We start from the raw sequence: 25,067 nt of genomic DNA, 5'->3' as shown, positions 1-25,067 counted from the left end.
CGCGCTTTGTGCGCGAGCGTGTCCAATCCAGTTCAAGATGAAGGTGCTTCCATGACCTCCCAGGTGACCGACGTTCTAGAAGCAGTCCAGTCATTCATCGCCAAAGGCTATGACCGCGAATACCGCGTCAAGGACGGCAATCTCGTCGATCTCGAACTAGGGTCAACCCTCGATGCATGCAGCATTCGCGTCGATGCGGCGTTGCGCCTCGAGAGCGGGGACGACGGCGAAGATGCCTCCAACATCTACGCGATCACCGATCCGGCGACAGAGCATAAAGGCCTGTTGATCGACGCCTTCGACGTGTTCCACGAAATCTGCCCCCGCGACTTGTCCGAGCGCCTTGTGGCGCATCGGGAAACAGCACCGGCAGGTGACCAGGACGCGCCGAGCAAGCACGGACTACGGAAAGTCTACAAGAGCGAGTTTCACAGCGATCCCGAGCGTTACGTTCTGCGCGAGGGCTTTCCAGACTTCCCGCCATGCCCTTTCGGCCAATCCTTCAGCATCCTCGGCTTCGATACCGCCGAGCAGGAATATGTCTGGCTCGTCACGAGCATCATTCGAGATCCTCGGCTGATCAGGGTTCCATACCAGGGCGAAGACGTCATCAGCGACGAATAGCGGTGTCGCTTAGCCGGAAAGGCTGGCCTTCCTGGCCCACACATCTGCAGGCTGAACTTTAAGAACATCGAAAATTAGGAGGTGATTATGGACTGGAACAAGGACCACATACGAGAAACTATGCTCTTGCTGGAGACAGCAGCGTTGCACAGCGCTCGCGAAAACGGCACTGTTGCAAAGTTAGCGATGAGGCAGCCTTTTGTCTTATTCAAAGGCCTTACATTTCAAAAACTCTGCTTACCAGGCGCATTTCGCCCAGGGGATCACCATAATAAAATGCTGAGGCCTGGCCTTTGCGTAGTGCACGCATCACCTCAATACCTTTGATGGTGGCGTAAGCCGTCTTCATGGATTTAAATCCCAGCGTGGCGCCGATTATCCGTTTCAGTTTGCCATGATCGCATTCAATCACGTTGTTCCGGTACTTAATCTGTCGGTGTTCAACGTCAGACGGGCACCGGCCTTCGCGTTTGAGCAGAGCAAGCGCGCGACCATAGGCGGGCGCTTTATCCGTGTTGATGAATCGCGGGATCTGCCACTTCTTCACGTTGTTGAGGATTTTACCCAGAAACCGGTATGCAGCTTTGCTGTTACGACGGGAGGAGAGATAAAAATCGACAGTGCGGCCCCGGCTGTCGACGGCCCGGTACAGATACGCCCAGCGGCCATTGACCTTCACGTAGGTTTCATCCATGTGCCACGGGCAAAGATCGGAAGGGTTACGCCAGTACCAGCGCAGCCGTTTTTCCATTTCAGGCGCATAACGCTGAACCCAGCGGTAAATCGTGGAGTGATCGACATTCACTCCGCGTTCAGCCAGCATCTCCTGCAGCTCACGGTAACTGATGCCGTATTTGCAGTACCAGCGTACGGCCCACAGAATGATGTCACGCTGAAAATGCCGGCCTTTGAATGGGTTCATGTGCAGCTCCATCAGCAAAAGGGGATGATAAGTTTATCACCACCGACTATTTGCAACAGTGCCGTTCAATGTGCCAGGGTATTCATACAAAAACTGGAACACCAGTCTGGCAAATTGGCCGATTGGGTCAGGGATTTACTGTGCCGGAAAAGCAACTTTGTCGTCACTTGTGCTCTGGCAAACAAGCTGGCCAGAATAGCCTGGGCCCTAACGGCACGACAGCAAACTTATGTAGCATAACGGCAGAAATACACCGGTTTAAAGAATTACTGATCTGGTTTTGCGAATACTGATATTGATGATACTAACGGCCCACCGGCCTGTTGAGGAACCTGTAAAACGGAAAGGCTCATTGAAGCCGTATATTTTCTGGAGGTTCATCAGGCGCGGAACTCATCAAGGCGCGGGAATAAAATCCCATTCAGACGCCGGATAGATTCAAGCAAGCCAACTTGTCGTCAAAATCGGTGTTGCAAAAACGGGAGTGACCATAGATTCCGTTTTCTGAGACGACCCCATGCAGGCCTCGCAGGAATTCGCAGGCCACGCTGTACAGCCGGTCGCGCCAGCCCGCGTTCGAGCCATGCCTGCACGTTCGAATAGCTGCTTAGGCCGAGGATGTCGCCCGCTGCGTAGAATTCGACCAGCGCATTCACCCAGCCAAACGTCGCAATGTCCGCGATCGAGTAATCATCGACAATCCATTCGCGGCCCTCCAGCCGGTGATCCAGGACCCCGAGAAGACGCCTGGATTCATCAACAAAGCGCTGCCGAGGTCGCTTGTCCTCATAGTCCTTGCCGGCAAATCGCAGGAAAAAGCCTAGCTGTCCGAAGGTCGGCCCAACGCCCGACACCTGAAAGAACACCCAGGCCAGAGTCTCGTACCGCTGGGCGGGTGTTGTTGAGATGAGCTGCCCCGTCTTGTCGGCCAGATAGATGAGGATCGCACCGGTTTCCCATATGCCAATGGGCTGGCCGTCAGGGCCAGCCGGATCGATGATCGCGGGTATGCGGCCGTTGGGATTCAACGACACGAACGCTGGATCCTTCGACTCGTTGTTCGAGATGTCGACGAAGTGGGGCTCATACGGCAGGCCAGTCTCCTCCAGCATCATCGAGACCTTGACGCCGTTGGGCGTGGGGGCCGCGTATAGTTGCAAGCGATCCGGATAAGATGCTGGCCAGCGCTGCGTGATGGGAAAGGAGGAGAGGTCTGTCATATCTGGATCCTGGCACTGCGACGGCGGCTGAATGGAATGATCTGCTTCAAGGCCGGGTTCGACGACCGCGTCGATTGACGCGGTCGTCGGAGGTTGCGAACCGGATCGGCGCGGCACTAACGGCAGCGAAGCCTATTCCGCTGCAGCCCCGGCCGCAGGGCTCACATCGCCGGCCTCATGCCGCTTTGGAAGAACCCAGTCGGGACGGACGAAGTGGCAGGTGTAGCCGCCCGGCCGCTTCTCCAGATAATCCTGGTGATCGGGCTCGGCCTCCCAGAACTCGCCGACCGGCTGGACCTCGGTCACCACTTTGCCATCCCACAGCCCCGAGGCATCCACATCGGCGATCGTATCCTCGGCGACGCGCTTCTGCTCCTCGTCGACATAATAGATGCCCGACCGGTAGGAGAGCCCACGATCATTGCCCTGGCGGTTCAGCGTCGTCGGATCGTGGATCTGGAAGAAGAATTCCAGGATGTGCCGGTAGCTCGTCACTGTCGGGTCGAAGACAATCTCGATCCCCTCGGCATGCGTGCCGTGATTACGATACGTGGCGTTCGGAATATCGCCGCCCGTGTAACCCACACGGGTCGAGATGATGCCGGGCCGCTTGCGGATCAGATCCTGCATGCCCCAGAAACATCCTCCTGCGAGAACAGCGCGCTGATGCATGTTAAGCCTCCTCTACTTGATCGAGATATTCACCGTATCCCTCGGACTCCATCTCGTCGCGCGGGATGAAGCGAAGGGACGCAGAGTTGATGCAGTAGCGCAGACCGCCGCGGTCGGAAGGACCGTCCGGGAAAACGTGGCCCAGATGGCTGTCGGCGTGTACCGACCTGACCTCCGTCCGGACCATGCCGTGTGCACTGTCCCGCACCTCGTTCACGTTTGCCGGAACGATCGGCTTGGTGAAGCTGGGCCAGCCAGTACCCGAATCGAACTTGTCCGTTGAAGCGAACAGCGGCTCTCCCGACACTATGTCGACGTAGATGCCAGGCTCCTTGTTGTCGTTGTGCTCACCCGTGAAGGGCCTTTCGGTCCCCGAATCCTGGGTAATCCGGCGTTGCTCGGGGGTCAGGCGGTCAACTGCTGCCTGTGACTTCTCAAACTTCATGATAGTCTCCAATAATTAATCTAAATAGATGCGCGGAATAGTAGATCACTGAAAGGGAACTCAGCCCGGATTGTGCGATCTGATCAATCGCCAAACCAACCAAAACCACCAACCGGACTGAGCGATGCCGATCATAGCACCAATACCCCGTGGCGAACGACGCCTGATGCAGAAAGCTATTCATAAAACGCGCGATAAAAATCATGCCCGCAGACTCACGGCCATGCTGATGCTTCATCGGGGTGAACGGGTCAGCGATGTTGCCAGAACTCTCTGTTGTGCTCGTTCATCCGTTGGTCGCTGGATTAACTGGTTTACGCACTCAGGTATTGAAGGCCTGAAATCCTTACCCGCAGGGCGCTCCCGACGCTGGCCTTTTGAACATATCTGCACCCTGTTACGTGAGCTGATAAAGCATTCTCCCGGCGATTTTGGTTATCAACGTTCACGCTGGAGCACCGAATTACTGGCATTAAAAATCAATGAGATAACCGGTTGCCAGTTACATGCAGGAACCGTTCGCCGCTGGTTGCCATCTGCGGGGCTTGTATGGCGCAGGGCCGCGCCAACTCTGCGTATCCGTGACCCACATAAAGATGAAAAGATGGCGGTAATCCACAAAGCGCTGGATGAATGCAGCGCAGAGCATCCGGTATTTTATGAAGATGAAGTGGATATCCACCTTAATCCTAAAATCGGTGCGGACTGGCAGTTGCGCGGACAGCAGAAACGGGTAGTGACGCCGGGGCAGAACGAAAAATACTATCTGGCCGGCGCACTGCACAGTGGCACGGGTAAAGTCAGCTACGTGGGCGGCAACAGCAAAAGTTCAGCGCTGTTTATCGCTCTGCTGAAGCACCTGAAAGCCACTTACCGGCGGGCGAAAACAATCACGCTGATCGTTGATAACTACATTATCCATAAAAGCCGCGAAACACAGCGCTGGTTGAAAGCAAATCCCAAGTTCAGGGTAATTTACCAGCCGGTTTACTCGCCGTGGGTGAATCATGTGGAACGGCTATGGCAGGCACTTCATGACACGATAACCCGTAATCATCAGTGCCGCTCAATGTGGCAGTTACTGAAAAAGGTCCGCCATTTTATGGAAACCGCCAGCCCATTCCCCGGAGGAAAACATGGTCAGGCAAAAGTGTAGCGGTATTAGGCGCAGCTATTTAGAGAGCTCGACACACTGTCATTTATCTTTGCAGTCATTGCGCCGACTATCGCAGTGCGCCCCAGATTTATCCAATACGCTGCGCGTATAGTTTCCATAGCGCCGAAGCTCTTCACGTCGTGATTCAGTTCCACTCATACCGGGCTGCCAGCTGCGCGATGTTCCGTATCTCGACCGTTGCCGTGGAGCCGGATACTGTCGCGATCACGACTTCGCGCTCCAAGACAAATCCGTCGATCGGCCGAGTGACGAGGCCTTGCACGGTCGGCGATCGTTCCGGAAGAATGCATATGGCGTGGCCGTCAGCGACGACCCGTTGCACCCAGTCCTCGCGATCTGATCGAAAGCGAGGTCGCATGAGCAAGTCCCGTCGCGCGAAGTGATCGAGGATCCGATCGCGAAACTCGCATTTCAGGCGATCGACGAAAGGAAACTCGAGCAGGTCTTCGCCGCGCACGATCTCGTTGGCAGCCAAGGGATGGTTTGCAGAACAGCCGAGCACGAAGCGCTCCCGAAATAGAGGATGCACATCCAGCTTGCGTTCCGGTCTTGTTTCACGCGGCATGATGCACGCGTGGTATTTTCCTGAAAGCACCTCCGATGTGTCCTCGTTCGACTGGAGCGAGTGCAGCTTGATTTCGATGGATGGCATCTCCGCCAATGCGCTCTCGAAGAATGCCGTAAATTCCTTTGGTCCGACGGTGGGCGCGACGGCGACATCCAGCACGCGGTGCCCCCCCATCGCCCAGTGCTCCGAGTGATTGCGAACGCTCTTCATCGCGACCACCATGCGCCGGAATTCTGCCTCGACGTCATGGCCAAGGCCAGTCAGGCGGCTGTTCTTCCCGTCGCGATAGATCAGCGGCCCGCCAAGCTCATCTTCCAAGCGGCGGATCGCGCGGGTCAGACTTGGCTGTGACACACCGCTCAAGCGAGCGGCCGCTGTGAAATTCAGCGTCTCGGCCAAGTTGATGAAATAGCTGACTTGATTGAGTTCCATAGTCCTTTGGCCCACGCGCCTGACTGATACCTCTTCCGTGAGACCGCCTTTGGAAAGCAGGTCGCAGAAGTATGCTTGGCGCATATAATCATGGTATAGGGGCTTGTCTATATGCGCCAGACATATAAATGATAGCCTGAGATGACGATTACCGGTTGGCGGTGCGCTCCGCTCAGCTCCGTCGAAGGTTCTGAGAGCGCAACCGCCAAGCCGCGTGCTGGAGGTTTGATGGACATGGCAGGAAGATCATTTACGTTTGTCAGTGGGGCTGGCTCTCCGCTGTCCGGGCACCTCGAACCGCCGGAAGGGACGCCGCGGGGCTGGGCGATCTTCGCCCACTGCTTCACGTGCGGGAAAGACAGTCGCGCCGCTGTTCACATCTCGCGCGCGCTGTCGCGTGCGGGCATCGGGGTCTTGAGGTTCGATTTCGCCGGGACCGGGATCGGCGGTGGGACGGGAGAACCTGTGAACTTCGCGTCGGACGTCGAGGACCTTCGGGCCGCCGCAAATGCGATGGCGGCGGCGGGCATGTCACCGTCCCTCCTCGTCGGGCACAGCCTGGGTGGCACCGCTGCGATCGTAGCCGCCGCCGACATGCCTGATATTGCGGCGGTAGCGACGATTGGTGCGCCGGCCGACCTTCAGCATATCTTGCGCCTCTTCGGACCGAATGATCTGGACACCATCGCGAGCGAGGGCGAGGCCTCGGTGGAGATTGCCGGTAGGCCCTTCCTCATTCGCCGAGGGTTCCTTGAGGCGGTTGAGGGGATCGACGTCGAGAAGGCCATTGCCTCCCTGCGACGGCCGGTGCTGGTCATGCACTCTCCGCTGGATCAGGTGGTCGGCATCGACCACGCGTCGCGCATCTTCGTCGCGTCCAGGCACCCTAAAAGCTTCATCTCGCTCGACAACGCGGATCACCTTCTCACCGACGTCGCGGACGCGAACTACGCCGCGGCCATGGTGGCGGTTTGGGCGAGCCGCTTTCTCCCACCACTCAGCGCGGATCTTCCGCAGGTCGAGGTTGCGGAGGGCGTCGTCTCCACCGAAACTCTTGCAGGGACGTTCCAGCTCAAGGTCCGCAGCGGCGAGCACACTCTGTTCGCCGACGAGCCAGCATCGGTCGGTGGCCTCGGGACCGGACTATCTCCCTACGAACTCGTATCTGCCGGCCTCGCAGCCTGCACGGTGATGACGATGCGTCTCTATGCGAACCGCAAGGGCTTTCCGCTCGAACGGGCGAGCACGACCGTGCAGCACGAGAAGGTGCCGGACATGATGCCACCCGACCGGTTCACCCGCACCATTGTCCTCGATGGGCCGCTGAGTGATGATCAGCGCGCTCGGATCCTCGCGATCGCTGATCGGTGTCCCGTCGATCTGAGTCTCATCCGGGGTTCGGACGTGCAGACCGAGCTCTTGAGCGCCAGTCAGGCTGCGGATCCCGCGAGGCTGGCTTGACCGTGGCGCACACGGAGGAGGGCGAACGGACTGTGAGCCAATCGCCTACCGGCAATAGGGCGGCCGCGACAGAGCGAGCAATTCTCGCAGGCGGCTGCTTCTGGGGCATGGAGGATTTGCTGCGCCGAGCCAGGGGAGTCATTTCGACGCGTGTCGGTTACACAGGCGGAGAAATGCCTGATCCGACCTACGCGAGACATTACGGCCATGCGGAAGCAGTGGAAGTGACCTTCGACCCTTCCGTTCTCGCCTATCGCTCGCTCTTGGAACTCTTCTTCCAGATACATGACCCCACGACCTACGAGCAACAAGGCAGCGATGTCGGTCCGAGCTATCGATCGGCGATTTTCTACACCACCGAAGTGCAGAAGGAAGTCGCCCTCACAACCATCGCGGAAATCGAGGCATCAGGAAGCTGGCCAGGCCCGGTCGTGTCGGAGATCAACCCAGAAGAACCCTTTTGGGAGGCGGAGCCAGAGCACCAAGAATACCTGGTGCGCTATCCTGGGGGCTATAGCTGCCACTTCGTGCGCCCGACCTGGCGGTTGGACCGCTCAGACGAACGCCCAGCTGTAATACTTGACAGAAAGAGTTGATGATGACCGAAACCGTGACTAATCAGGCCGCCTGGCAGAAAGCGCCGGGGCAGCCACTGAGGATCGGTGTCACCGCTCTGCCGCATCTGGCGGCGAACGAGATATTGATCCGCAACGCGGCCATCGCGATCAACCCACTCGACTGGATTCTGCAGGACGTCGCGCTTTTGCCATGGCTCGACTATCCCGCGATTCTCGGCAGCGACGTCTCCGGTGAGGTCGCGGCGGTCGGTGGCGCGGTCGAGCGGTTCAAGGTCGGCGATCGAGTCATCGGACAGGCGGTCGGGACAACCGTAAATCAACCTGCGCAGGGTGCGTTCCAGCACCACACGATCGTGCTGGACCACATGGCGGCGCCGATCCCCAACAACATTGCCTTCGCTGATGCGGCAGTCCTCCCGCTTGGCCTTGGCACCGCCGCAAGCGGGCTCTACGGACGGACACAGTTGGCTCTCGCGCCACCGTTACACTCGCCGACCGCGCGTCCAGAGGTCGTTCTGGTCTGGGGTGGATCGTCGAGCGTTGGCTGCAACGCCATCCAGCTCGCGGTGGCGTCGGGCTACAGGTGCGTCGCCACCGCTTCGGCGCGCAACGTCGGCCTGTTGAAGGAGCTGGGTGCAAGCGAGGTTCTTGACCACTCGAGTCCAGCCATCGTGGAAGACGTGATTGAGGCAATGCGCGGGCGCAGTCTCGCTGGAACGCTTCACGCGACCGGTCACATGAAAGACTGTTTTGCCGTAGTTGCGAGATGCGAGGGCTCGCGCCGGGTGGCAGCGACGCTGGCCCCGCCCGACGAGCGTTCATTTGGAGTCGAGGCGACGCACATCTCCGGGACGAGCCTCAAGGATGACGAGGTTGGTCCAATGATCTACCGCGAATTCCTGCCGCAGGCTCTCGCGGCGCGCACGTTCGTCCCCGCCCCTCCGGCGAAGATCGTGGGCCAGGGCCTTGAAATGCTCCAGGCTGCCTTGGAAGCCCTGAAGGCGGGTGTATCCGCAGCGAAAATCGTCGTTACCCTGCCTTGAGTGACCAGCCAGGCGGTTTTTCGCGTTCGCAGTCTGAGGTGGCCCGCACTTTGCCGATTGGGAAGCTCTACCGGGAAAACGCGTTTGGGACGCGCGCTGCGCTCCTGCCGGAGCATGCGTTCCCGAAACCTGTTCCCGACTGCTTTTCCCCGAAACTACCTATCGGACATAGAGAAATGGGAATGCAGCGAGTGGTTTGAACGGCCGCTTCCGAAACCGCGTTCCGATCAATTGAGCGGCTAAAAGTGGGGCGATCACCGACATATTAGAATGAGACCGCCATGCCCGATCGGCCGGCTTGACGCGTAGCCAAAAGAATGCGGCTGATGGTAGGCTCGCTGACATTATGAAGCCCCGCCATCTGAGCAGCGTTGAGCTGCCGCAATTGCGAGTCTCCTACGCGTCGTCGTTCTTCTCGCGGTCCACACCTCGCTCATGCAATTCGGCATCGACGGGGCAGTTCGTGCAGCCCTCGTAGCAGCACAAGCGGCAGATGCGGTATGACTGCTCGAGGTTTTCCAAGCGATTTCGGAGAACGCGTTCAGCGATGTCCGATAAGGTTTTCAGTTCGTCTGGATTAAGGATCGATAGCCCTTCGGCAATCACTTGATCGCGCGAGGCCAGGACCTCGTCGCTCGCGACCTTGCCAGTTGGAGTAAGATAGAGGGATCGCGCGCGCCCGTCTGTCGAATGCTCCCTACGCTCGATCAATCCCTCGCTTACCAATCTATCCACCAGGCGAACAGTTCCAGCATGTGAAAGGCCCACCCCGATCGCAAGCATACGGATCGAGAGCCCGGGCTTGTGCGCGAGCAACGCCAGCGCTGAGGCGGCGGGTCCAGCTTCCGGCGCCCGCGATGAACTAGCGCGAACGATGTCGTCGCTGATCATGAGTGCGAACGCCCCGAAAATGTTTCGATCTCGAGGTCCATCCATTGCCACATCTATATGTGCGCGGAGCATAGACAGCAAGCCATACCGTGGTCCTCTTCCTCCGCGCGGCTTGTGGAAAATGTCCTGTTTTAGAAGGGTTTCGGAGGATTTCGACTGATCGAGCGCGCCGAAAAAAACGGGTCCGGCTCGTTAAGGCCGCGGAACCGTTGATACCTGGCGGCTATAGGGCAAGCCTTTTCGCTCGGAATCGCCGTAGGTCGCGCCCGAGAATCACTCCGCGTCAGCGCTGTCATCCAGGCCGCGCAGGTGCAGATCAGCGAGACCTAGCTTGCCCCCGGCGTCGCACTTCCATCGTGTCACCGCGCGCGATCACGATTGTATCAATCCCATTGAGGAACAGTCCGTGCTCCACGACGTCGGGGATTGCGGCGAAACGGGCGAAGACCGCGTCGCCATGCAGCTGAGCGCCTCCGGGCTCGATATCGCGACGGAGCATCCATGCCCCGCGGAGGTTCTGCAGGATTTGCACGCCCGCCGTCACGAGAGGACCACAGTCACGAGAGCACAAGCGCCCCTCTGTGGCGGACCGAAGCACGCAGCAGCACGAGGGACGCCGCTAGCAGAACTGCGTCCTTCAGTAGAAACTGCCCTGGTGCAGCCGAAATCGCAGGAAAGCCGCCGGCAGTCTGCTCCGCGACACCTGGAGTGGTGATGAAAAAGGTCAGCGTGATCAGATAGGTCGCTGCTGACATTAGTGCGCCTAGCGCAGAGAAGAGTGGACGAAATGCACCAAGGATCAGAACGAGACCGGTCGATAACTCGATAACGCCGATGAAATAGCTTTGCCCCTGCGTCCCGAACATGCCGAGCCAATTCATGATCGGGCTGTGTTCGATAAACGGGGCGATACCATAGGCCTCGTACGCTGTGAACTTCATCGCGCCGAACCACAGAAATACGATCACGAGAGCCCATCTAAGCAGGCCAAGATCCCTCCGACCGTGCTCGGGGACAAGAAATTCATAACGGTCGAAAATGCTCATCTAAAATTCCTCAACAGTGGTCCCGTGGGAACGTCACGAACGTCGTCTACGTGCTTCGGGCAGGCGTTGCAGTATATGCGCGACGCATATACCATATACTAATAAGCGAGATATGTCGAGCGGCTGGCTCGCGCTTCGCTGCCTCACGAAGCCATCCTCATCGGCGATGCCTTTACCCAGCAAACGCGCGACCTTTGCGGGATTTTGACTTGATGGGGCTGGCGCTCCGGGTGGGCCTATAGCCCGTTGGCAAACGTCCAGCCTGTACGGATGGACGCGGCCCTGGACGAGATAACCATGCCCACCGAAATCGTAGCAGCGATCGGCGAAGGCGCGCTCGCTTATCGAGAGAGCGGCATTCTCTCACTGGCAGATGGCAGAGTATTCTCCGCGTGCCGGCAGTATCGCTATCGCTTGAGCGAGGACAGTGTTGTCGTCGAGTTCGCAGACGGACCTCATATCGGGACGCAGTTCCTCAGCTTGAGTTTCTCGCGGACGGATACCGGGTTGGAAGCGAGTGGCGTCTATGCCTGCGGAGACGACACCTACCATGCAACCTACAGGATTCTGGGGCCGGCGGCCTTTGAAGTGGTCATCATGGTCCAAGGGCCTGCAAAGGCATACGAGCTAGTCAGCCGATATTCCCGGTCGGGATAAATGCTCATGTCAGGAGGGCAAGTCCTCTGTTGCCCTTATCATGGCCGTGAAAGGCAGCGCCGGAATAACTTACCACGCGCTGCAAATCCGAAGACGATTGTCGTCGTCATCAGAAGGTAGGCGACTATCCCACCAGGTGAAAGAGTCGGAACCGCTGCGAGGATCAACCCATCATTCCCGCCGGGTATGAGCGCGATGCCGATACCCATCAATGTGCCGCCGACGACAGATCGCAGAATGCCATTGGCTGTCGGCAGTTGGAGACGCAGATTGCCTTGGCGAAAGGAGGCGGTTAGGGCGCCTGCGATCGAAGAGATCACCGCAGTGAGCGCGACCTCGCCGGCCGGGGACATTCTGAGAGGAAGGGCGCGTTGAATCACGTCTGCGAAGGTCCAGGCCGGCGAGAGTGCATATAGAAGTCCGCCAGTGATACCGAGTCCAATCATCGAAGCGCCGAACGACCAACCCGGCTTTGTTCGCAGAACGCTCTTCGTGGAAACGAAAACGAGTGCCAGCACGAGCACAACTAGGAAGGCTAGGAGAGTAACGAGGCCTGTTGCGCTCGGTTTGGAGATTAAGCTTGGCCATGTTGAATCGTAGCCGAACCTGCCATGGTCGGCAGCCAAGATACCAATCGTTAATCCCAAGGGTAGAGCTAGAAGTCGCATCTCCCCATCCCCAAGCCGCGCCAGCGATCCGAGCAGGCATGTGTCATTAATGAGTGCGCCGAGGCCGAAGGCGATGGCGCCGATGAGCAGGAGGAAATTGATGCTGGTCGAGGGTGCGAGTGTTGCGCCCAGTGTTCCCGTCCAGACTATCGGGACCGCAACCAGGCCTGCCGCTGCCGACGCTGCGAGAAATCCGACGAACATTTTCGGCGGCTGTCTTCTGTGTAACTCATGAGCGGCCACCACTAAACAGGTTCCGCCTTGGTTCGCCGCATATCCGAACCCGAAGGCAAGTACGCATAGAAGAAGTTCGAGCGCAAACGATCCCATTATTTCAAGCCTGCCTGATCATATCGTCAGCCTTCTGATGCGACGTTCCAGCGTGGCGAGCGCCCCGGCTTAGCTTTACCACGGGAAGGCGCGATCCTGCTGTAGCCGCACAGATGGCAAAGGCTGACCGAGCCATCTTTGTCGAAGCCGTTTGCCACAAGGAGCCGCTCCGACAGCATGCCTAGAATGTCGAGGTCATTGGGCGACAGGGGCGAAATACATTCGGAGATCACCTGCTCCCGTGCCTTGAGCAAGGCGTCCGTTATCTTCTTCCCCGAATTGGTGAGGTGAATGAAGCGCGCCCGCCTGTCGGTGATTTGTCTTCGTCGTTCCACCAACTGTTCGCGCTCGAGCCTATCGATCAATCGCACCGTCCCGGCATGAGAAAGCCCGATCGAGGTAGCCAAAACGCTGATCGGCAGTCCGGGCTCCATGCTGAGTAACACCATCACGGCGGTCCCCGGGCCGCTTGGTGAAAACGAGGCCGAGACACTGGCGATGCTGTCTGCAACGGCCAACGCGAGTGCACCTAAATGGTACTTGGCGACCTCAGGCTCCATACCGCAAGAATATATGCTTCGCGCATAGACTTCAAGCGTGTGAAAATGTATGACCGCCGCATGCATCTATGACAGATTCGGACATGGTCATGCTCATTGAGGGGCTCAGCTCGGATTCCACATCTGAGATCAACGGACGTGCTCGGGCACTGTTGCAAATAGTCGGTGGTGATAAACTTATCATCCCCTTTTGCTGATGGAGCTGCACATGAACCCATTCAAAGGCCGGCATTTTCAGCGTGACATCATTCTGTGGGCCGTACGCTGGTACTGCAAATACGGCATCAGTTACCGTGAGCTGCAGGAGATGCTGGCTGAACGCGGAGTGAATGTCGATCACTCCACGATTTACCGCTGGGTTCAGCGTTATGCGCCTGAAATGGAAAAACGGCTGCGCTGGTACTGGCGTAACCCTTCCGATCTTTGCCCGTGGCACATGGATGAAACCTACGTGAAGGTCAATGGCCGCTGGGCGTATCTGTACCGGGCCGTCGACAGCCGGGGCCGCACTGTCGATTTTTATCTCTCCTCCCGTCGTAACAGCAAAGCTGCATACCGGTTTCTGGGTAAAATCCTCAACAACGTGAAGAAGTGGCAGATCCCGCGATTCATCAACACGGATAAAGCGCCCGCCTATGGTCGCGCGCTTGCTCTGCTCAAACGCGAAGGCCGGTGCCCGTCTGACGTTGAACACCGACAGATTAAGTACCGGAACAACGTGATTGAATGCGATCATGGCAAACTGAAACGGATAATCGGCGCCACGCTGGGATTTAAATCCATGAAGACGGCTTACGCCACCATCAAAGGTATTGAGGTGATGCGTGCACTACGCAAAGGCCAGGCCTCAGCATTTTATTATGGTGATCCCCTGGGCGAAATGCGCCTGGTAAGCAGAGTTTTTGAAATGTAAGGCCTTTGAATAAGACAAAAGGCTGCCTCATCGCTAACTTTGCAACAGTGCCAGAAAGCTTGCTTTGACTTCCGCCATTTTCAGGCTTAAGTTTTTCAGAAAGAACGTAGTCGCTAAGGTGACGTGCAACGGTGGATTCATGAATCCGAAGAGCTTGTGAAATCATGGTCTGACTCCAGCCTTCAGAAGCCAGCAAAACAGCCTTAATACGGTCGCAAACTCGACTATCACGTTCAATATCGTGCATTTGTTCGAGTTGCAGTTTCTGTTGAGGAGTCAGTGTAATTTTCATGGTTCGTAGCGTGAACCTGATTCTAAAAAAAATCAAGCATCTGAATCGCCACGGGTATAATAGAATCTTCGGCTGACCGGGAGCCGCAATATTTAAGGCGTCAGGTAACGAACCTAAGGAAGGTGCGAACAAGTTCCTGATATGAGATCATCATATTCATCCGGAGCGCATCCCAGAGGGACATCATGAGCCATCAACTCACCTTCGCCGATAGTGAATTCAGCACTAAGCGCCGTCAGACCCGAAAAGAGATTTTCCTCTCCCGCATGGAGCAGATTCTGCCATGGCAGAATATGACCGCTGTCATCGAGCCGTTTTATCCCAAGGCGGGCAATGGCCGACGGCCCTATCCGCTGGAGACCATGCTGCGTATTCACTGCATGCAGCATTGGTACAACCTGAGCGACGGTGCCATGGAAGATGCCCTGTACGAAATCGCCTCCATGCGCCTGTTTGCCCGATTATCCCTGGATAGCGCCCTGCCGGATCGCACCACCATCATGAATTTCCGCCACCTGCTCGAGCAGCATCAACTGGCCCGTCAATTGTTCAAGACCATCAATCGCTGGCTGGCCGAAGCAGGCGTCATGATGACCCAAGGCACTTTGGTGGATGCCACCATCATTGAGGCACCCAGCTCTACCAAGAACAAAGAGCAGCAACGCGATCCGGAGATGCATCAGACCAAGAAAGGCAATCAGTGGCACTTTGGCATGAAGGCCCACATTGGTGTCGATGCCAAGAGTGGCCTGACCCACAGCCTAGTCACCACCGCGGCCAACGAGCATGACCTCAATCAGCTGGGTAATCTGCTTCATGGAGAGGAGCAATTTGTCTCAGCCGATGCCGGCTACCAAGGAGCGCCACAGCGCGAGGAGCTGGCCGAGGTGGATGTGGACTGGCTGATCGCCGAGCGTCCCGGCAGGGTAAAAACCTTGAAGCAGCATCCGCGCAAGAACAAAACGGCCATCAACATCGAATACATGAAAGCCAGCATCCATGCCAGGGTGGAGCACCCGTTTCGCATCATCAAGCGGCAGTTCGGCTTCGTGAAAGCCAGATACAAGGGGCTGCTGAAAAACGATAACCAACTGGCGATGTTATTCACCCTGGCCAACCTGTTTCGGGTGGACCCAATGATACGTCAGTGGGAGAGATCTCAGTAAAAACCGGAAATAACGCCAGAAATGGTGGAAAAAATAGCCTAAATAGGCTGATTCGATGTGTTTGCGGGAAAAAAATCGGCCCAGATCCGCGAAATTTTAATCAACGAGTCAGCTTGGGAAGACATGACCTGCTTATTCGCACCTTCCCTAATCATCACGGCGATTACGTTCAAATCCCCTGCGCCCTCTTGCTGCCCATTCAGCATTGAGTACCACGTAACGCTCCCAGCGTTCACGCAGCTGTGCGAGCTTTAGCGGTAATTCTTTGGTGACAAAGGCTTCCGGTATTTCAAAGTCATCAAGATGCCCTTCCAGGTATGCATGTACGCCTTCCAACACATCAATCAGAGTGATGTTGTTACTTTGTTGCCCTTCAAGAAGCGGCCCCTGCCAGCTATGCCAGAAGGCCTGATGGCGCAGACAGCTTTCGTCATTCGCGAGCCACCACAAATCCATAAAGATTCCTCGTGCAACTTTGAACGGCTGTTCATCAAACTGTTCGATGAGAAAGAAATAACACGGGATCTTGAGCGCGTTAATACGCGCAATTTCAATTTCAGCATCACGGCGCAAGGCAATCAGATTGCTAAAGCGCGAGCGCATACAGGCGACAGGGTTCAACACCCTTACCTTTTCATTCATTTCAGGCATACCGGGGCCGGTTGCTTCTACATAAAACGGGGCGGTATACAGGTAAAGCTTTTCCCCCAGAAAATCAGAACGGTCAAAGCCTCCGGGTCGGTCGATAATATCCACCACATTTGGCTCGTCAGGCGCATCCGGTACGGCAAATAAGCGTCCATCATCCCGTTTGATATCGTGTGTGTCCTGATCGATAAGCATAAACTGTGCAAGGGATGGGGGCTGGCCGTCTTTGTTCTCCCACGTCTTAACGTTGAGCGTTTTTGCTATAGCCGCAATATCATCTTTCCGGGCGCTGTAGTCGCAGTCAACAGAAGTGGTGAGACGCTCATCAGGCAATCTGTCGCCATATTGTGCATGATAATAGGATATCCAGTATTGCACAGCCTGACCGCCAACTGTGATAACGGCATGTTTGAACTGGTCAGCGTTGCAGATCAGCTGCTGATTTAGCAGGTACATCTGCTCATAGGGGGGAATAACGTCTTGAACAGGCATAAAAAAACCATCAGCGAATGATGGTTTATTGTGCCTCAAAGTTCAGGATCAGGCAAAAGCGATAGTATGAGAGAATTTGCTACTGGCTGACTTACTGAAGCGGCTTTTCACGGCAGGTTTGTAACCGGCACGACCACGCAAAACCTGCACCGCTACGGCTTCGTAGCGTTCATGCTGCTTTTGTTTAGCTTGTGCTGGAGACATAATTTTGTACCTGACGGTAGTTATAAACAAATAAGTTGCAGTAACTATACGTCACGAATCTACGTCACGCAATAGTGTACTATTGTTGCAACTTCGATGTACTTCCAGATTACAAAGTAAGTCCTGATCTCTTAGCAAATGTGGTGAACAGAATTGCCATTCCTTCAGCGGATTGTGTCGGGGGTGGATGTCAATCTGGTAACTCCGGGCTGACTGCATCGCCACGCAGGCGCATGATGGTTTGTCGTGAGGTCCCAAACTCGCGGGCAATGGCGCTGATACTGGCACCTGCTTTCAGTTGTTCAAGCGCTGCCTGCCGCTGTTCCTGGTTAAGCGCCGGCGGCCGGCCAAACCGTTTGCCTGCTGCCCTAGCCCTTGCCAGGCCGGAATGCGTGCGTTCAATCAGCAGGTCCTTTTCAAACTCAGCCACAGCCGAAATGACCTGCATGGTCATCTTTCCGGCCGCGCTGGTGAGGTCCACGCCACCCAGCGCGAGGCAGTGTACGCGAATACCGGATGCTGCCAGCTGCTCTACGGTCTTTCGCACGTCCATTGCGTCACGGCCCAGGCGATCAAGTTTGGTCACTATCAGCACATCATCATTTTCCATGCGATCAAGTAGTCTGGCAAAACCGGGGCGTTCGCTGGCAGCCACTGATCCGCTGATTTGTTCCTCAATCAGGCGCTGGGGTTTAACGGTAAAACCGGCTGCTTCAATTTCTCGGCGCTGGTTTTCAGTGGTCTGTTCCAGTGTGGAGACCCGGCAGTAAGCAAAAACTCGTGACATGGCGTAATTTTGTGTACGAAATGGATGTACGAATTATAACGTATGTACGAAACTAATTTCACTAAGTTTTGAACAGGTGCTGTAAGCGGTGTCCGAAATCGGTCGGTTTGGTACAGCATGCTAAGGCAGCCTGCAGGAAGAGTGAAAATATAAGCTGTCTAATATTTTATTGCGGGATTATTTCAGTGCATTCTGATTATAGCTTTCAGACTATGACATTAGAGTATACCCCAATGTGACAGGCTGACGCGCCCTGCGGGCTTGCCCAACCCCTCGCCTGCTCAGATGCAAGCTCTGAACAGACTCACGGTTTCGGAAACAGGTCAACAAAAATAAATACGATCAACAGAAATATTTTTTGGACACTTTTTCCGATAGTGCCGAAATGTCCAGAATGAATAGCATTTTTTTGTACATTTCAGGTGGAGGATTGACGATGGCGGAGCGAGGCACTGAAAAACTGGACAAAAAGTGCTGTACGTCCAATCCGGGCAGGAATTATTATTAATACTTACTTTAGCGGTGCGACCGGCAACAGCTTAAGGCTGTAATACGACGAAGGATGTATATGGAACTGGATACTGAATTTCGCTACCCGAATGTTATCGATTTCTTCGGTACGACCCTTTTTCATCTGTGTCATTTCACAACAATAGATCTGCATAATTACGCCGCATACAATAATTACTCAGAGGATAATATTAAGAAAAGCAATGATATGCTTTGCAATGAAATAAATGAACATCTGAAAAATAATGGTGGTGAATATCACGAGGATATTATTGATAGTTACAGTCAAGAAATAAGAGAATTTGGCGAATTTTACCCCCCCATGCATCGCAAGGCCATGGTGATAACACTGTATAATTTCTTTGAACATCAAGTTAAAACATTATGCGCCGAAATTAATAAACTTCTCCCACAGGACATGAGCGATAAGTATTTAAAAGAAGTGTGTATAAAACGTTATCGTCAATTTTTGAGGAGAGAAGCCAGTTTTGATATTAATCAGGGGAATTTATTGTGGAAACGATGGGAGGATATGCTGAAAGTGGAGCAAATCAGGCATGTTCTGGTTCACTCTGAAGGTGAGATTGAGAAGCACAGGGTAGAGCGGCTGGCTGATGATATAGAAAACTACTGTAAGCAAAAAAACGGTATCAGGCTGATTCGACACCGTATCATCATTGATGAGGGTTATGTGGCGGGACTTATTGCTGAGTTTATCTCACTGTTTGACCTACTGGACAGGCAGGTGAACGCTTTCATCCGTAGATACGAAAGCGAGCATGGTAGCTACGAAGTTCCACTCCCGTTGGGAGCATCACGAACGCCGCTGTGATTCGTGGGGCAGGATGCACAATACGATCGTAATTAATTATTATTGTTGAGAGGCACATATGGATCGCACTGAATATTTGAAATGGCTTATAGCTGAATCACCTTCTACGACCCAGCAACTTATGGCGTGGCTCCAAAGAGCAAAACGCTATAACCGTGAGATGAAAGAACATCGCGATGGAGTACAGATCGAAGATAATGGTATTATCGTAGGTCTGCGACAAAGAACGAACCTGTATGATGGTGACTGCCTGACTATTCATGTTGTAGAACTTCCCGAAGAAATACAAAATAAAGGCTGGTTTAAATCTTTTCTTAAATTATGCTGCGAATCTAATCCGTGGAACGATGTAGTTATTGAGGATGTAAAAAATCCACACCTTCTGGCATTTTGTCAAAAGCATAATTTTAAGGTCTTGGCTGATTTTTTCCCTGATACCTATATAGTTAATTCTGAAGAAATTATGGCGTTGGATATACCTCCCCTGAAACGTTACGAATATTATCTTTAATGGACAGAATTAGCTGAGTGTCCAACCCATTGCGGCGCAGGGATAAAGCTGTAAACTTTTACTGATGAACAAAGTAGCCCGTTGGGCATAATACAACACGGAGCAAACGTTGGCTAAGATAACCAGAATTCAGGCCGGAAGATACGCAGTAGATGATGGGCGTTGCATTATAAAAAATAACTCTGGGTGGCTTATTGTCGATGCTAATGGCGCTCATGATTTTGGACCTGTCCCCACATTAGCGGCAGCTAAGGAATATGTTGAGTCTGGTACTGTTCCGCTAAGGCAGCACAATTTCTCTACATCTCATGGTCGAAGACAAAGTAAAAAAGAGTTTAATGCGTATTTGGCATCTGAAGCTAAAAATGGCAATCCAATGCCAGCCATTCTTTGGGTAATTGTCCTTTGCATAATCTGCGGTATTGTAGTGGCAGTTCGAGGTTATTAATCAGGACCACTGGCATGACCTTTCTGAAAACCCCAATGTGCTAGGCTGACGTGCCCGTCGGGCATATCTAATCCTTCACCTGCTCAGATGCAAGCTATGAACAGGCGCTGTGCGTCAACAAAATCAAATATGATCACCAGAAATACTCAATATGTGATTTCGCATGCGAAAACCATTGCGTATCATTATTGATACTTAATGATTTTTCTGTATACTGTTTGTGTCGTCCTGAAAGCACGACAATCAACGCAGAGGCAGATAGCTGCTTCTACATCTGGCGAAACGCCTGACTCATAGGAGTGTGTATGAAATACCGTAATCATCTCATTACATTACTGAAATGCTCTCTCAAGTCGTGCCGCCCCTTCTCAAACATTTCGCATGCGAAATCTTAAGGACAGATCCATGACCCTGAAAATTGGACCCATCGGAAAACTCATCGTTGTATGCAGCCAGAAGGGCGGAATCGTTAAATCGCAGTCATCCAGTGAAATTGCACATGACCTTCGTAGTGCTGGCTTTCGTGTGCTTGAAATTGATATGGACTGGACAACTGGTCTGACGGAGAGGGCTTTCCCCGATGACTTACCTTATGAAATTGAACGTGAACCTTTAAGTAACAGTTTTACTCCTGGCGAGGCGAACACATATCAGCTTTTCTTCCCGGATACAGAGGTTCGACCCATTGAACTTCCCGGCGGGCGCTTCTTTATTGGTGCTACCAGTGAACTAAATGAAATTAACTATCGCAACAGCGATTGCATGTTCGACTTCAGGGACCGTATTGAAGAACTGAAGAAGCAGTTTGATTTTATTATTGCCGATTCAGCACCATCATATTCGAATGTCATGATCGCAGCTCATATGTCAGCTGATTACCTTCTAATCCCTACTCTGCTGGAGAAACAGGCCCGTAATGCAGTAGGTAAACAGCTTGCCTATATGCAGAAAATTAAGCGGAACTATAACCCTTCTCTCCAGTTTATGGGGACGTATGTGACCCAGACGCAGGTGAAAAATTATAAAAAGCCGCTCAAAGAAGGGTATCTGGGGCCTATTGATACACTGAACCTGAATCTCCTCATCGAGATCCTTCAGGGTAAGGGGTACTCCGAAGAATACATTCTCGCTTATATATCATTTGTACCTGCAGCTGCAAAAGAGGCAATCGAGCTTGGTCTATCCTTTGATGAATATGACCCTAAATGTCTTCCTGCAATCCAGTATAAAGAACTTACACAGAAAATTATTAAGCTCGCTGGAGGTAAGTGATGGCTAAGAAACCGTTCATGAAACGTCTCCAGGCGCAGCAGGAAATGAAAAAAAATGCGACTGCTGTACCTGATATCGAACATGTCATTGTAAACAAACAGCCAGATGAGCAGAGCCATGATATAGCTGCGCACCAGATTATGGCGGATATAGCACGCCCGGACATCGAACCTGATGGGCAGATAATCCGTGTAGATATAAATCTTGTATATGCTGAAGAACAAGTGCGACCTGAAGAAGACTTCGATGAAGAAGTTATCGAGGGTATGTCTGACACCTTTGAAACTATAGGGATGCTTACTCCACCTCGTTGCTATCCTCGTGACAGGCGCGGCTACCAGATATGGTTAGGCGAAACGCGTGTTCGTACTGCTCGAAAACGTGGTGATACCCATATTGATATTTATGTTGGTAAACCACCGCGGGAAAGAAAAGAACGCATCATCGGTCAGCTCATTGAAAACCTGCAGCAGTCTGGTTTGAAACCTTTAGCGACTGCAAAATCGTTTTATGAGCTCAAGCATCAGTTCAACATGACAGGTGAGCAGATCGCAAAAACGATGGGCAAACCTACCTCGTTTGTGAGTAAACACCTTCGTCTCATTGATGCACCAGAAAATGTTACTGCCCTTCTTCGGGATAAAGTTACATCCGATGTCGATCTGGCATACACATTGATTCAGGTGAATGAAAACTCCCCCGAAGAAGCCGAGAAGCTCGTCGCAGCTGCGAGGGAGTCAGGTATTTCACGCGCGCAGGTTAAAGCTGTTCTTGATGAAGTAAAGAACAAAGGCAAAGATAAGATTTCGCATGCGAAATCTAAGGCTCAGAACAAAAAACCTGCCAGGCCTGTAGACAGCAATTCAGGTGTAAAACCCTGGCAGGTCGTTGTCGACATAGACGGTCAGCAAGGGACTATAATGACTGACCGCGCGCCAGACGCAGAGGGATATGTGTGGGTGAAACTGGAAATTGGTGAAATTTCAGTTGAGGCATCTGAACTCCGTGTTAAAGGGATGCGATCTCAGTAATGAAATCTACTCCATTCACCGAAATGGCCACGGAATTCCGTGGCCAAATTGTCCGCCTCTGGGCGCTTCAGTATCCCGGAACTCAATCCGAAGCTGCTGCCGCACTAACAGAAGCGGCTATCAAACTTGGGTACGTAACAAGAAGCAGGCCTGTACCCGGAGCAGCGTTAGCCACATGGTCCTTGAGCCCGGCAGAAACTCCGTTATGGGCGGCTCAGACGGCATTAACGTTGATGCTCGGCGCCGGCTGGAAGCCAGAAAGTAACCAAGACTGGTGTGGAATGTCGGCGCTTATATTCAGATCTAATCGTACACTTCCACTTGAGCAGCTCGTCGCTTCCTTGCCTGAGAACATAGACAGGCGAACCGCTACCGGATGGCTCGTGGCTGCAATCGAAGAGGACGCCCATTACCGTTATAACAGGAAATCCAGATGACCTTTCAGGAGCTTGATGCTTGTATCGCAGGTTCTGGCCGTCGTTCTATAGCTTCAGCGTTGATAGCTTTTATTCTTGATGCGCTTGATGACGGACAGGACGGAGTTGATCTTGATAACTTCCAGGGCCACACACACTTCGTTCGCAATAATGTAACTACGGTAGCCAGCTATCTGCAGTTGCATGGGATTATTCAGGTACTGTATTACCGTGATGGTGCTGCAGAACGTCAGTATGAGTCCGTTAATAATTACGGGCGGTGGGCGAAGCAGCACTATCGGCCCTCTCAGGCACTCATACAGCTGCACAGGCGTGATTAATTCATAAGATTTCGCATGCGAAATCTTTAAGTGTCCGATCACCTTATGATGGCCATCGGTAGTTCGTTCCACCTGGTCGTATATGCAGGAGAAAGCATTTCTCGTTTCATTTGCCACTCAGGTGCGATGCCTCGTCCCGCAAACCACACTTTCCCCAGACCGGAATGGTTAATACCGTCCACGACTTTCATCAGCTGATTACTGTTGCTTCGGGGCTGAGTATCATCGAACAGATTCAGCTGCGAAACCCCGTCAGGAGTGAAATCATTGAGCATGCAACCTGCTTTTGCATACCGATGGCCATTCACCCAGATCCGATCCAGTGCTTTCACCGCTGCGGCTATGATGTCCCTGGTATCCTGCGTGGGAGTCATCAGCTTTTCACTGGCCACATTCCCGTAATACGGTTCGTTCACAGCGAACGGTGACGTCTTCACAAAAACGGCAATATGCCTGCAGAACTGACGCTCACCGCGCAGCTTTTCAGCTGCACGCTCAGCGTACTGACAAACTGACTGGCGCATGGCTTCATACGTCGTGACACGCTCCCCAAAGGACCGGCTGCAGACAATCTCCTGTTTTGGCGGCGGCGCTTCTTCAAGCGAAATACAGCTTTCTCCGTTGAGTTCCCGAACGGTTCTCTCCAGCACAACGCTGAAATTTTTCCTGATAAATACAGGATTCGCGCGCGCCAGCTGCAGTGCCGTAGTGATGCCCATCGTATTAAGCGTTTTTGAGATCCTGCGACCTACTCCCCAGATTTCTTCCACCGGCTGTAGTGAGAGCAGTTTCTCCGTTCGCTTTGGATTGCCTGAAGTCAGAGCAAGTACGCCACCAAACTGCCGCCATTCCTTCGACGCCCATTGTGCGCTTTTAGCCAGCGTTTTGGTTGGCCCCATCCCGACGCCGATTGTCAGCCCCGTACCGGAGCGTACGTGCTCGCGCAGCTGCCGGCCGAAGTCCTCATAATCGATGCAGCTGTCTATACCGCGGATATCCAGAAACATCTCGTCGATGCTGTACTGCTCCACGCGCGGCGCCAGCTCCTCAAGATGAGACATAACCCTGTTCGACAGCGATGCATAAAGCTCGTAATTGCTCGAGAACGTGATGATCGGCTCCGGGAATTGTGCCGTCTTCAGCTGGAACCAGGGGACGCCCATCTTAATGCCCAGCCGTTTCGCTTCGGCACTTCGCGCTATTACACAGCCGTCGTTGTTGCTAAGAACAACAACAGGTTTGTTCCGCAGGTCGGGACGAAAAACTTTCTCGCAGCTCGCATAGAACGAATTCACATCAGCGAGCGCAAACATCAGTTAGTACCCCGCGTCTTATGTATGAATGCCATCACCACGCCGAATATCTGCAGTTCCTCCGGGTAGAGGGTGGGGTAGGCGGGATTCATCGGCAGCAGGGCGATTCGGGGTTTAAGCTGCAGGCGTTTAACGGTGAACTCGCCATCTGTTTCCGCGATGACAATATCCCCCTGTATGGGTTTTTCGGCTTTGTCGACAACCATTAAATCGCCGGAGTGCAGGCCCATATCTTTCATCGAGTCGCCAATGGCCCGGACAAAGTAGGTCGCGCTGGGGCGACGGATACAATAGGCATTCAGATCCAGTTCGTCTTCGGTATAGTCCGCGGCCGGTGACGGAAAACCTGCCGGACAGCGCTCTGTGAAAAGTGGTGCGGTGGACAGTGCTGGTTCAGATGCGGGAGTGACAAAAAGGATCATGGCATACCTCTTAAAATGCCTGTTTTTATATACAGTATTATTTAAGATATTTCCCGTCCTGCAAGGAGAATTTTACCGGCTCCTGCCAGGTTATTGTTCTGCCGGATAAAACAGGCTCTGGGTTATCCACAGAAACGGTGCATAACCCTGTGAGTGGATGCCGGGTATCTCACCG

28 protein-coding genes and 3 pseudogenes are annotated in these 25,067 nt (G+C 53.7%); 16 read left to right on the top strand and 15 right to left on the bottom strand.

The window, feature by feature from the left end; genetic code table 11:
- Positions 1–51 precede the first annotated feature (51 nt).
- The gene (locus tag SK35_RS26550) at positions 52–624 is read left to right on the top strand and encodes a hypothetical protein (RefSeq protein WP_004099040.1); all 573 of its coding nucleotides are present in this window, start codon (positions 52–54) and stop codon (positions 622–624) included.
- A 217-nt stretch (positions 625–841) separates the two neighbouring features.
- Here the strand turns inward: SK35_RS26550 and SK35_RS26545 are convergent, their stop codons facing one another.
- The gene (locus SK35_RS26545; protein ID WP_001067855.1) at positions 842–1,546 is read right to left on the bottom strand and encodes an IS6-like element IS26 family transposase; all 705 of its coding nucleotides are present in this window, start codon (positions 1,544–1,546) and stop codon (positions 842–844) included.
- 63 nt (positions 1,547–1,609) lie between these two features.
- On the opposite strand from SK35_RS26545, the pseudogene SK35_RS26540 reads away from it, so the two are divergent.
- Positions 1,610–1,786 (top strand): annotated as a pseudogene (locus SK35_RS26540) (IS110 family transposase); the annotation flags it as partial.
- Between the two features lie 278 nt (positions 1,787–2,064).
- On the opposite strand, the pseudogene SK35_RS26535 reads toward SK35_RS26540, so the two are convergent.
- From SK35_RS26535 to msrB, 3 genes and pseudogenes are all read right to left on the bottom strand, one after another.
- Positions 2,065–2,766 (bottom strand): annotated as a pseudogene (locus SK35_RS26535) (glutathione S-transferase N-terminal domain-containing protein); the annotation flags it as partial.
- Positions 2,767–2,898: 132 nt separating this feature from the next.
- A complete protein-coding gene (msrA, locus tag SK35_RS26530) occupies positions 2,899–3,438 on the bottom strand; it encodes a peptide-methionine (S)-S-oxide reductase MsrA (RefSeq protein ID WP_004099036.1) in 540 nt (179 codons plus the stop codon).
- A 1-nt stretch (position 3,439) separates the two neighbouring features.
- The gene (msrB, locus tag SK35_RS26525) at positions 3,440–3,883 is read right to left on the bottom strand and encodes a peptide-methionine (R)-S-oxide reductase MsrB (RefSeq protein WP_004099035.1); all 444 of its coding nucleotides are present in this window, start codon (positions 3,881–3,883) and stop codon (positions 3,440–3,442) included.
- A gap of 124 nt (positions 3,884–4,007) precedes the next feature.
- Between msrB and SK35_RS26520 the strand changes: the two genes are divergently transcribed.
- Positions 4,008–5,039: an IS630-like element ISEc33 family transposase gene (locus tag SK35_RS26520; RefSeq protein ID WP_032425611.1), complete on the top strand. Its 1,032-nt coding sequence runs from the start codon at positions 4,008–4,010 to the stop codon at positions 5,037–5,039.
- A 145-nt stretch (positions 5,040–5,184) separates the two neighbouring features.
- Here SK35_RS26520 and SK35_RS26515 read toward each other — a convergent pair whose 3' ends face one another.
- Positions 5,185–6,060, bottom strand: a complete 876-nt coding sequence (locus SK35_RS26515) for a LysR family transcriptional regulator (protein WP_011191349.1) — start codon at positions 6,058–6,060, stop codon at positions 5,185–5,187.
- 228 nt (positions 6,061–6,288) lie between these two features.
- Here SK35_RS26515 and SK35_RS26510 point away from each other — a divergent pair, with 228 nt between their 5' ends.
- The 3 genes from SK35_RS26510 to SK35_RS26500 all read left to right on the top strand — a co-directional run bounded on the left by SK35_RS26510 (position 6,289) and on the right by SK35_RS26500 (position 9,142).
- The gene (locus SK35_RS26510) at positions 6,289–7,521 is read left to right on the top strand and encodes a bifunctional alpha/beta hydrolase/OsmC family protein (RefSeq protein ID WP_004357650.1); all 1,233 of its coding nucleotides are present in this window, start codon (positions 6,289–6,291) and stop codon (positions 7,519–7,521) included.
- A gap of 107 nt (positions 7,522–7,628) precedes the next feature.
- Positions 7,629–8,117 (top strand): peptide-methionine (S)-S-oxide reductase MsrA, encoded by a 489-nt coding sequence (gene msrA, locus SK35_RS26505; RefSeq protein ID WP_045269765.1) that lies wholly within the window; start codon positions 7,629–7,631, stop codon positions 8,115–8,117.
- Complete coding sequence (locus SK35_RS26500; protein WP_004357654.1) at positions 8,117–9,142, top strand: zinc-binding alcohol dehydrogenase family protein; 1,026 nt, start codon at positions 8,117–8,119, stop codon at positions 9,140–9,142. The genes msrA (SK35_RS26505) and SK35_RS26500 overlap by 1 nt, the downstream gene beginning before the upstream one ends.
- A 396-nt stretch (positions 9,143–9,538) precedes the next feature.
- Here SK35_RS26500 and SK35_RS26495 read toward each other — a convergent pair whose 3' ends face one another.
- Both SK35_RS26495 and SK35_RS26485 read right to left on the bottom strand, forming a co-directional pair.
- Positions 9,539–10,033 (bottom strand): MarR family winged helix-turn-helix transcriptional regulator, encoded by a 495-nt coding sequence (locus SK35_RS26495; protein WP_004099028.1) that lies wholly within the window; start codon positions 10,031–10,033, stop codon positions 9,539–9,541.
- A gap of 557 nt (positions 10,034–10,590) precedes the next feature.
- Positions 10,591–11,079: a YkgB family protein gene (locus SK35_RS26485; protein ID WP_004099027.1), complete on the bottom strand. Its 489-nt coding sequence runs from the start codon at positions 11,077–11,079 to the stop codon at positions 10,591–10,593.
- 297 nt (positions 11,080–11,376) lie between these two features.
- Here SK35_RS26485 and SK35_RS26480 point away from each other — a divergent pair, with 297 nt between their 5' ends.
- Complete coding sequence (locus SK35_RS26480) at positions 11,377–11,736, top strand: DUF6314 family protein (protein WP_166479491.1); 360 nt, start codon at positions 11,377–11,379, stop codon at positions 11,734–11,736.
- A 38-nt stretch (positions 11,737–11,774) separates the two neighbouring features.
- Here SK35_RS26480 and SK35_RS26475 read toward each other — a convergent pair whose 3' ends face one another.
- Together SK35_RS26475 and SK35_RS26470 are read right to left on the bottom strand one after the other, a co-directional pair.
- Positions 11,775–12,734: a YeeE/YedE thiosulfate transporter family protein gene (locus SK35_RS26475; protein WP_004099025.1), complete on the bottom strand. Its 960-nt coding sequence runs from the start codon at positions 12,732–12,734 to the stop codon at positions 11,775–11,777.
- Between the two features lie 26 nt (positions 12,735–12,760).
- Positions 12,761–13,183 carry a MarR family winged helix-turn-helix transcriptional regulator gene (locus tag SK35_RS26470; protein ID WP_223296479.1) on the bottom strand — a complete coding sequence of 141 codons (423 nt, stop codon included), beginning with the start codon at positions 13,181–13,183 and terminating at the stop codon, positions 12,761–12,763.
- Between the two features lie 319 nt (positions 13,184–13,502).
- On the opposite strand from SK35_RS26470, the gene SK35_RS26465 reads away from it, so the two are divergent.
- Complete coding sequence (locus tag SK35_RS26465; protein WP_001067855.1) at positions 13,503–14,207, top strand: IS6-like element IS26 family transposase; 705 nt, start codon at positions 13,503–13,505, stop codon at positions 14,205–14,207.
- A gap of 52 nt (positions 14,208–14,259) precedes the next feature.
- Here the strand turns inward: SK35_RS26465 and SK35_RS26460 are convergent.
- Positions 14,260–14,499: pseudogene (locus SK35_RS26460) on the bottom strand (helix-turn-helix domain-containing protein); the annotation flags it as partial.
- A gap of 185 nt (positions 14,500–14,684) precedes the next feature.
- On the opposite strand from SK35_RS26460, the gene SK35_RS26455 reads away from it, so the two are divergent.
- Both SK35_RS26455 and SK35_RS27090 read left to right on the top strand, forming a co-directional pair.
- Positions 14,685–15,665: an IS5-like element ISKpn26 family transposase gene (locus SK35_RS26455; RefSeq protein ID WP_032432566.1), complete on the top strand. Its 981-nt coding sequence runs from the start codon at positions 14,685–14,687 to the stop codon at positions 15,663–15,665.
- Positions 15,647–15,874: a hypothetical protein gene (locus tag SK35_RS27090; RefSeq protein ID WP_306292279.1), complete on the top strand. Its 228-nt coding sequence runs from the start codon at positions 15,647–15,649 to the stop codon at positions 15,872–15,874. The genes SK35_RS26455 and SK35_RS27090 overlap by 19 nt, the downstream gene beginning before the upstream one ends.
- Here SK35_RS27090 and SK35_RS26450 read toward each other — a convergent pair.
- From SK35_RS26450 to SK35_RS26440, 3 genes are all read right to left on the bottom strand, one after another.
- Positions 15,813–16,805, bottom strand: coding sequence for a hypothetical protein (locus SK35_RS26450; protein ID WP_001145102.1), 993 nt, complete (start codon positions 16,803–16,805; stop codon positions 15,813–15,815). The genes SK35_RS27090 and SK35_RS26450 overlap by 62 nt on opposite strands.
- A gap of 48 nt (positions 16,806–16,853) precedes the next feature.
- Positions 16,854–17,009, bottom strand: coding sequence for a hypothetical protein (locus SK35_RS26445; protein WP_000074143.1), 156 nt, complete (start codon positions 17,007–17,009; stop codon positions 16,854–16,856).
- 190 nt (positions 17,010–17,199) lie between these two features.
- Entirely contained in the window at positions 17,200–17,796 is a 597-nt protein-coding gene (locus SK35_RS26440) for a recombinase family protein (protein ID WP_016247550.1), read from the bottom strand.
- Positions 17,797–18,364: 568 nt separating this feature from the next.
- Here SK35_RS26440 and SK35_RS26435 point away from each other — a divergent pair.
- The 6 genes from SK35_RS26435 (at position 18,365) to SK35_RS26410 (ending at position 23,157) form a co-directional block, all read left to right on the top strand.
- Entirely contained in the window at positions 18,365–19,138 is a 774-nt protein-coding gene (locus SK35_RS26435; protein WP_016247549.1) for a hypothetical protein, read from the top strand.
- A gap of 58 nt (positions 19,139–19,196) precedes the next feature.
- Positions 19,197–19,649 (top strand): hypothetical protein, encoded by a 453-nt coding sequence (locus SK35_RS26430; protein ID WP_016247548.1) that lies wholly within the window; start codon positions 19,197–19,199, stop codon positions 19,647–19,649.
- Positions 19,650–19,758: 109 nt separating this feature from the next.
- A complete protein-coding gene (locus SK35_RS26425) occupies positions 19,759–20,097 on the top strand; it encodes a hypothetical protein (protein WP_071839718.1) in 339 nt (112 codons plus the stop codon).
- A 405-nt stretch (positions 20,098–20,502) separates the two neighbouring features.
- Entirely contained in the window at positions 20,503–21,369 is an 867-nt protein-coding gene (locus SK35_RS26420) for a ParA family protein (RefSeq protein ID WP_016247547.1), read from the top strand.
- Complete coding sequence (locus tag SK35_RS26415; RefSeq protein ID WP_016247546.1) at positions 21,369–22,400, top strand: ParB/RepB/Spo0J family partition protein; 1,032 nt, start codon at positions 21,369–21,371, stop codon at positions 22,398–22,400. Before SK35_RS26420 ends, SK35_RS26415 begins: the two co-directional genes overlap by 1 nt.
- 433 nt (positions 22,401–22,833) lie before the next feature.
- A complete protein-coding gene (locus SK35_RS26410) occupies positions 22,834–23,157 on the top strand; it encodes a hypothetical protein (protein WP_016247544.1) in 324 nt (107 codons plus the stop codon).
- Positions 23,158–23,195: 38 nt separating this feature from the next.
- Here SK35_RS26410 and SK35_RS26405 read toward each other — a convergent pair whose 3' ends face one another.
- Both SK35_RS26405 and umuD read right to left on the bottom strand, forming a co-directional pair.
- The gene (locus SK35_RS26405; RefSeq protein ID WP_016247543.1) at positions 23,196–24,470 is read right to left on the bottom strand and encodes a Y-family DNA polymerase; all 1,275 of its coding nucleotides are present in this window, start codon (positions 24,468–24,470) and stop codon (positions 23,196–23,198) included.
- Complete coding sequence (gene umuD / locus SK35_RS26400; protein WP_008324207.1) at positions 24,470–24,892, bottom strand: translesion error-prone DNA polymerase V autoproteolytic subunit; 423 nt, start codon at positions 24,890–24,892, stop codon at positions 24,470–24,472. The genes SK35_RS26405 and umuD overlap by 1 nt, the downstream gene beginning before the upstream one ends.
- Positions 24,893–25,067: the final 175 nt, after the last annotated feature.

Source organism: Citrobacter sp. MGH105 (assembly GCF_001037485.2).
In the GTDB taxonomy this organism is placed as follows: domain Bacteria; phylum Pseudomonadota; class Gammaproteobacteria; order Enterobacterales; family Enterobacteriaceae; genus Citrobacter; species Citrobacter portucalensis.
The sequence above is the reverse complement of the archived record's forward strand: the minus strand, read 5'-3'. Positions and strand labels throughout refer to the sequence as shown.

Excerpts from the sequence above, each read along its gene's own strand:
- SK35_RS26550 (WP_004099040.1), top strand. The coding sequence starts at position 52 with ATGACCTCCCAGGTGACCGACGTTCTAGAAGCAGTCCAGTCATTCATC.
- SK35_RS26545 (WP_001067855.1), bottom strand. The coding sequence starts at position 1,546 with ATGAACCCATTCAAAGGCCGGCATTTTCAGCGTGACATCATTCTGTGG.
- msrA (WP_004099036.1), bottom strand. The coding sequence starts at position 3,438 with ATGCATCAGCGCGCTGTTCTCGCAGGAGGATGTTTCTGGGGCATGCAG.
- msrB (WP_004099035.1), bottom strand. The coding sequence starts at position 3,883 with ATGAAGTTTGAGAAGTCACAGGCAGCAGTTGACCGCCTGACCCCCGAG.
- SK35_RS26520 (WP_032425611.1), top strand. The coding sequence starts at position 4,008 with ATGCCGATCATAGCACCAATACCCCGTGGCGAACGACGCCTGATGCAG.
- SK35_RS26515 (WP_011191349.1), bottom strand. The coding sequence starts at position 6,060 with ATGGAACTCAATCAAGTCAGCTATTTCATCAACTTGGCCGAGACGCTG.
- SK35_RS26510 (WP_004357650.1), top strand. The coding sequence starts at position 6,289 with ATGGACATGGCAGGAAGATCATTTACGTTTGTCAGTGGGGCTGGCTCT.
- msrA (WP_045269765.1), top strand. The coding sequence starts at position 7,629 with ATGGAGGATTTGCTGCGCCGAGCCAGGGGAGTCATTTCGACGCGTGTC.
- SK35_RS26500 (WP_004357654.1), top strand. The coding sequence starts at position 8,117 with ATGATGACCGAAACCGTGACTAATCAGGCCGCCTGGCAGAAAGCGCCG.
- SK35_RS26495 (WP_004099028.1), bottom strand. The coding sequence starts at position 10,033 with ATGATCAGCGACGACATCGTTCGCGCTAGTTCATCGCGGGCGCCGGAA.
- SK35_RS26485 (WP_004099027.1), bottom strand. The coding sequence starts at position 11,079 with ATGAGCATTTTCGACCGTTATGAATTTCTTGTCCCCGAGCACGGTCGG.
- SK35_RS26480 (WP_166479491.1), top strand. The coding sequence starts at position 11,377 with ATGCCCACCGAAATCGTAGCAGCGATCGGCGAAGGCGCGCTCGCTTAT.
- SK35_RS26475 (WP_004099025.1), bottom strand. The coding sequence starts at position 12,734 with ATGGGATCGTTTGCGCTCGAACTTCTTCTATGCGTACTTGCCTTCGGG.
- SK35_RS26470 (WP_223296479.1), bottom strand. The coding sequence starts at position 13,183 with ATGGTGTTACTCAGCATGGAGCCCGGACTGCCGATCAGCGTTTTGGCT.
- SK35_RS26465 (WP_001067855.1), top strand. The coding sequence starts at position 13,503 with ATGAACCCATTCAAAGGCCGGCATTTTCAGCGTGACATCATTCTGTGG.
- SK35_RS26455 (WP_032432566.1), top strand. The coding sequence starts at position 14,685 with ATGAGCCATCAACTCACCTTCGCCGATAGTGAATTCAGCACTAAGCGC.
- SK35_RS26450 (WP_001145102.1), bottom strand. The coding sequence starts at position 16,805 with ATGCCTGTTCAAGACGTTATTCCCCCCTATGAGCAGATGTACCTGCTA.
- SK35_RS26445 (WP_000074143.1), bottom strand. The coding sequence starts at position 17,009 with ATGTCTCCAGCACAAGCTAAACAAAAGCAGCATGAACGCTACGAAGCC.
- SK35_RS26440 (WP_016247550.1), bottom strand. The coding sequence starts at position 17,796 with ATGTCACGAGTTTTTGCTTACTGCCGGGTCTCCACACTGGAACAGACC.
- SK35_RS26435 (WP_016247549.1), top strand. The coding sequence starts at position 18,365 with ATGGAACTGGATACTGAATTTCGCTACCCGAATGTTATCGATTTCTTC.
- SK35_RS26430 (WP_016247548.1), top strand. The coding sequence starts at position 19,197 with ATGGATCGCACTGAATATTTGAAATGGCTTATAGCTGAATCACCTTCT.
- SK35_RS26420 (WP_016247547.1), top strand. The coding sequence starts at position 20,503 with ATGACCCTGAAAATTGGACCCATCGGAAAACTCATCGTTGTATGCAGC.
- SK35_RS26415 (WP_016247546.1), top strand. The coding sequence starts at position 21,369 with ATGGCTAAGAAACCGTTCATGAAACGTCTCCAGGCGCAGCAGGAAATG.
- SK35_RS26410 (WP_016247544.1), top strand. The coding sequence starts at position 22,834 with ATGACCTTTCAGGAGCTTGATGCTTGTATCGCAGGTTCTGGCCGTCGT.
- SK35_RS26405 (WP_016247543.1), bottom strand. The coding sequence starts at position 24,470 with ATGTTTGCGCTCGCTGATGTGAATTCGTTCTATGCGAGCTGCGAGAAA.
- umuD (WP_008324207.1), bottom strand. The coding sequence starts at position 24,892 with ATGATCCTTTTTGTCACTCCCGCATCTGAACCAGCACTGTCCACCGCA.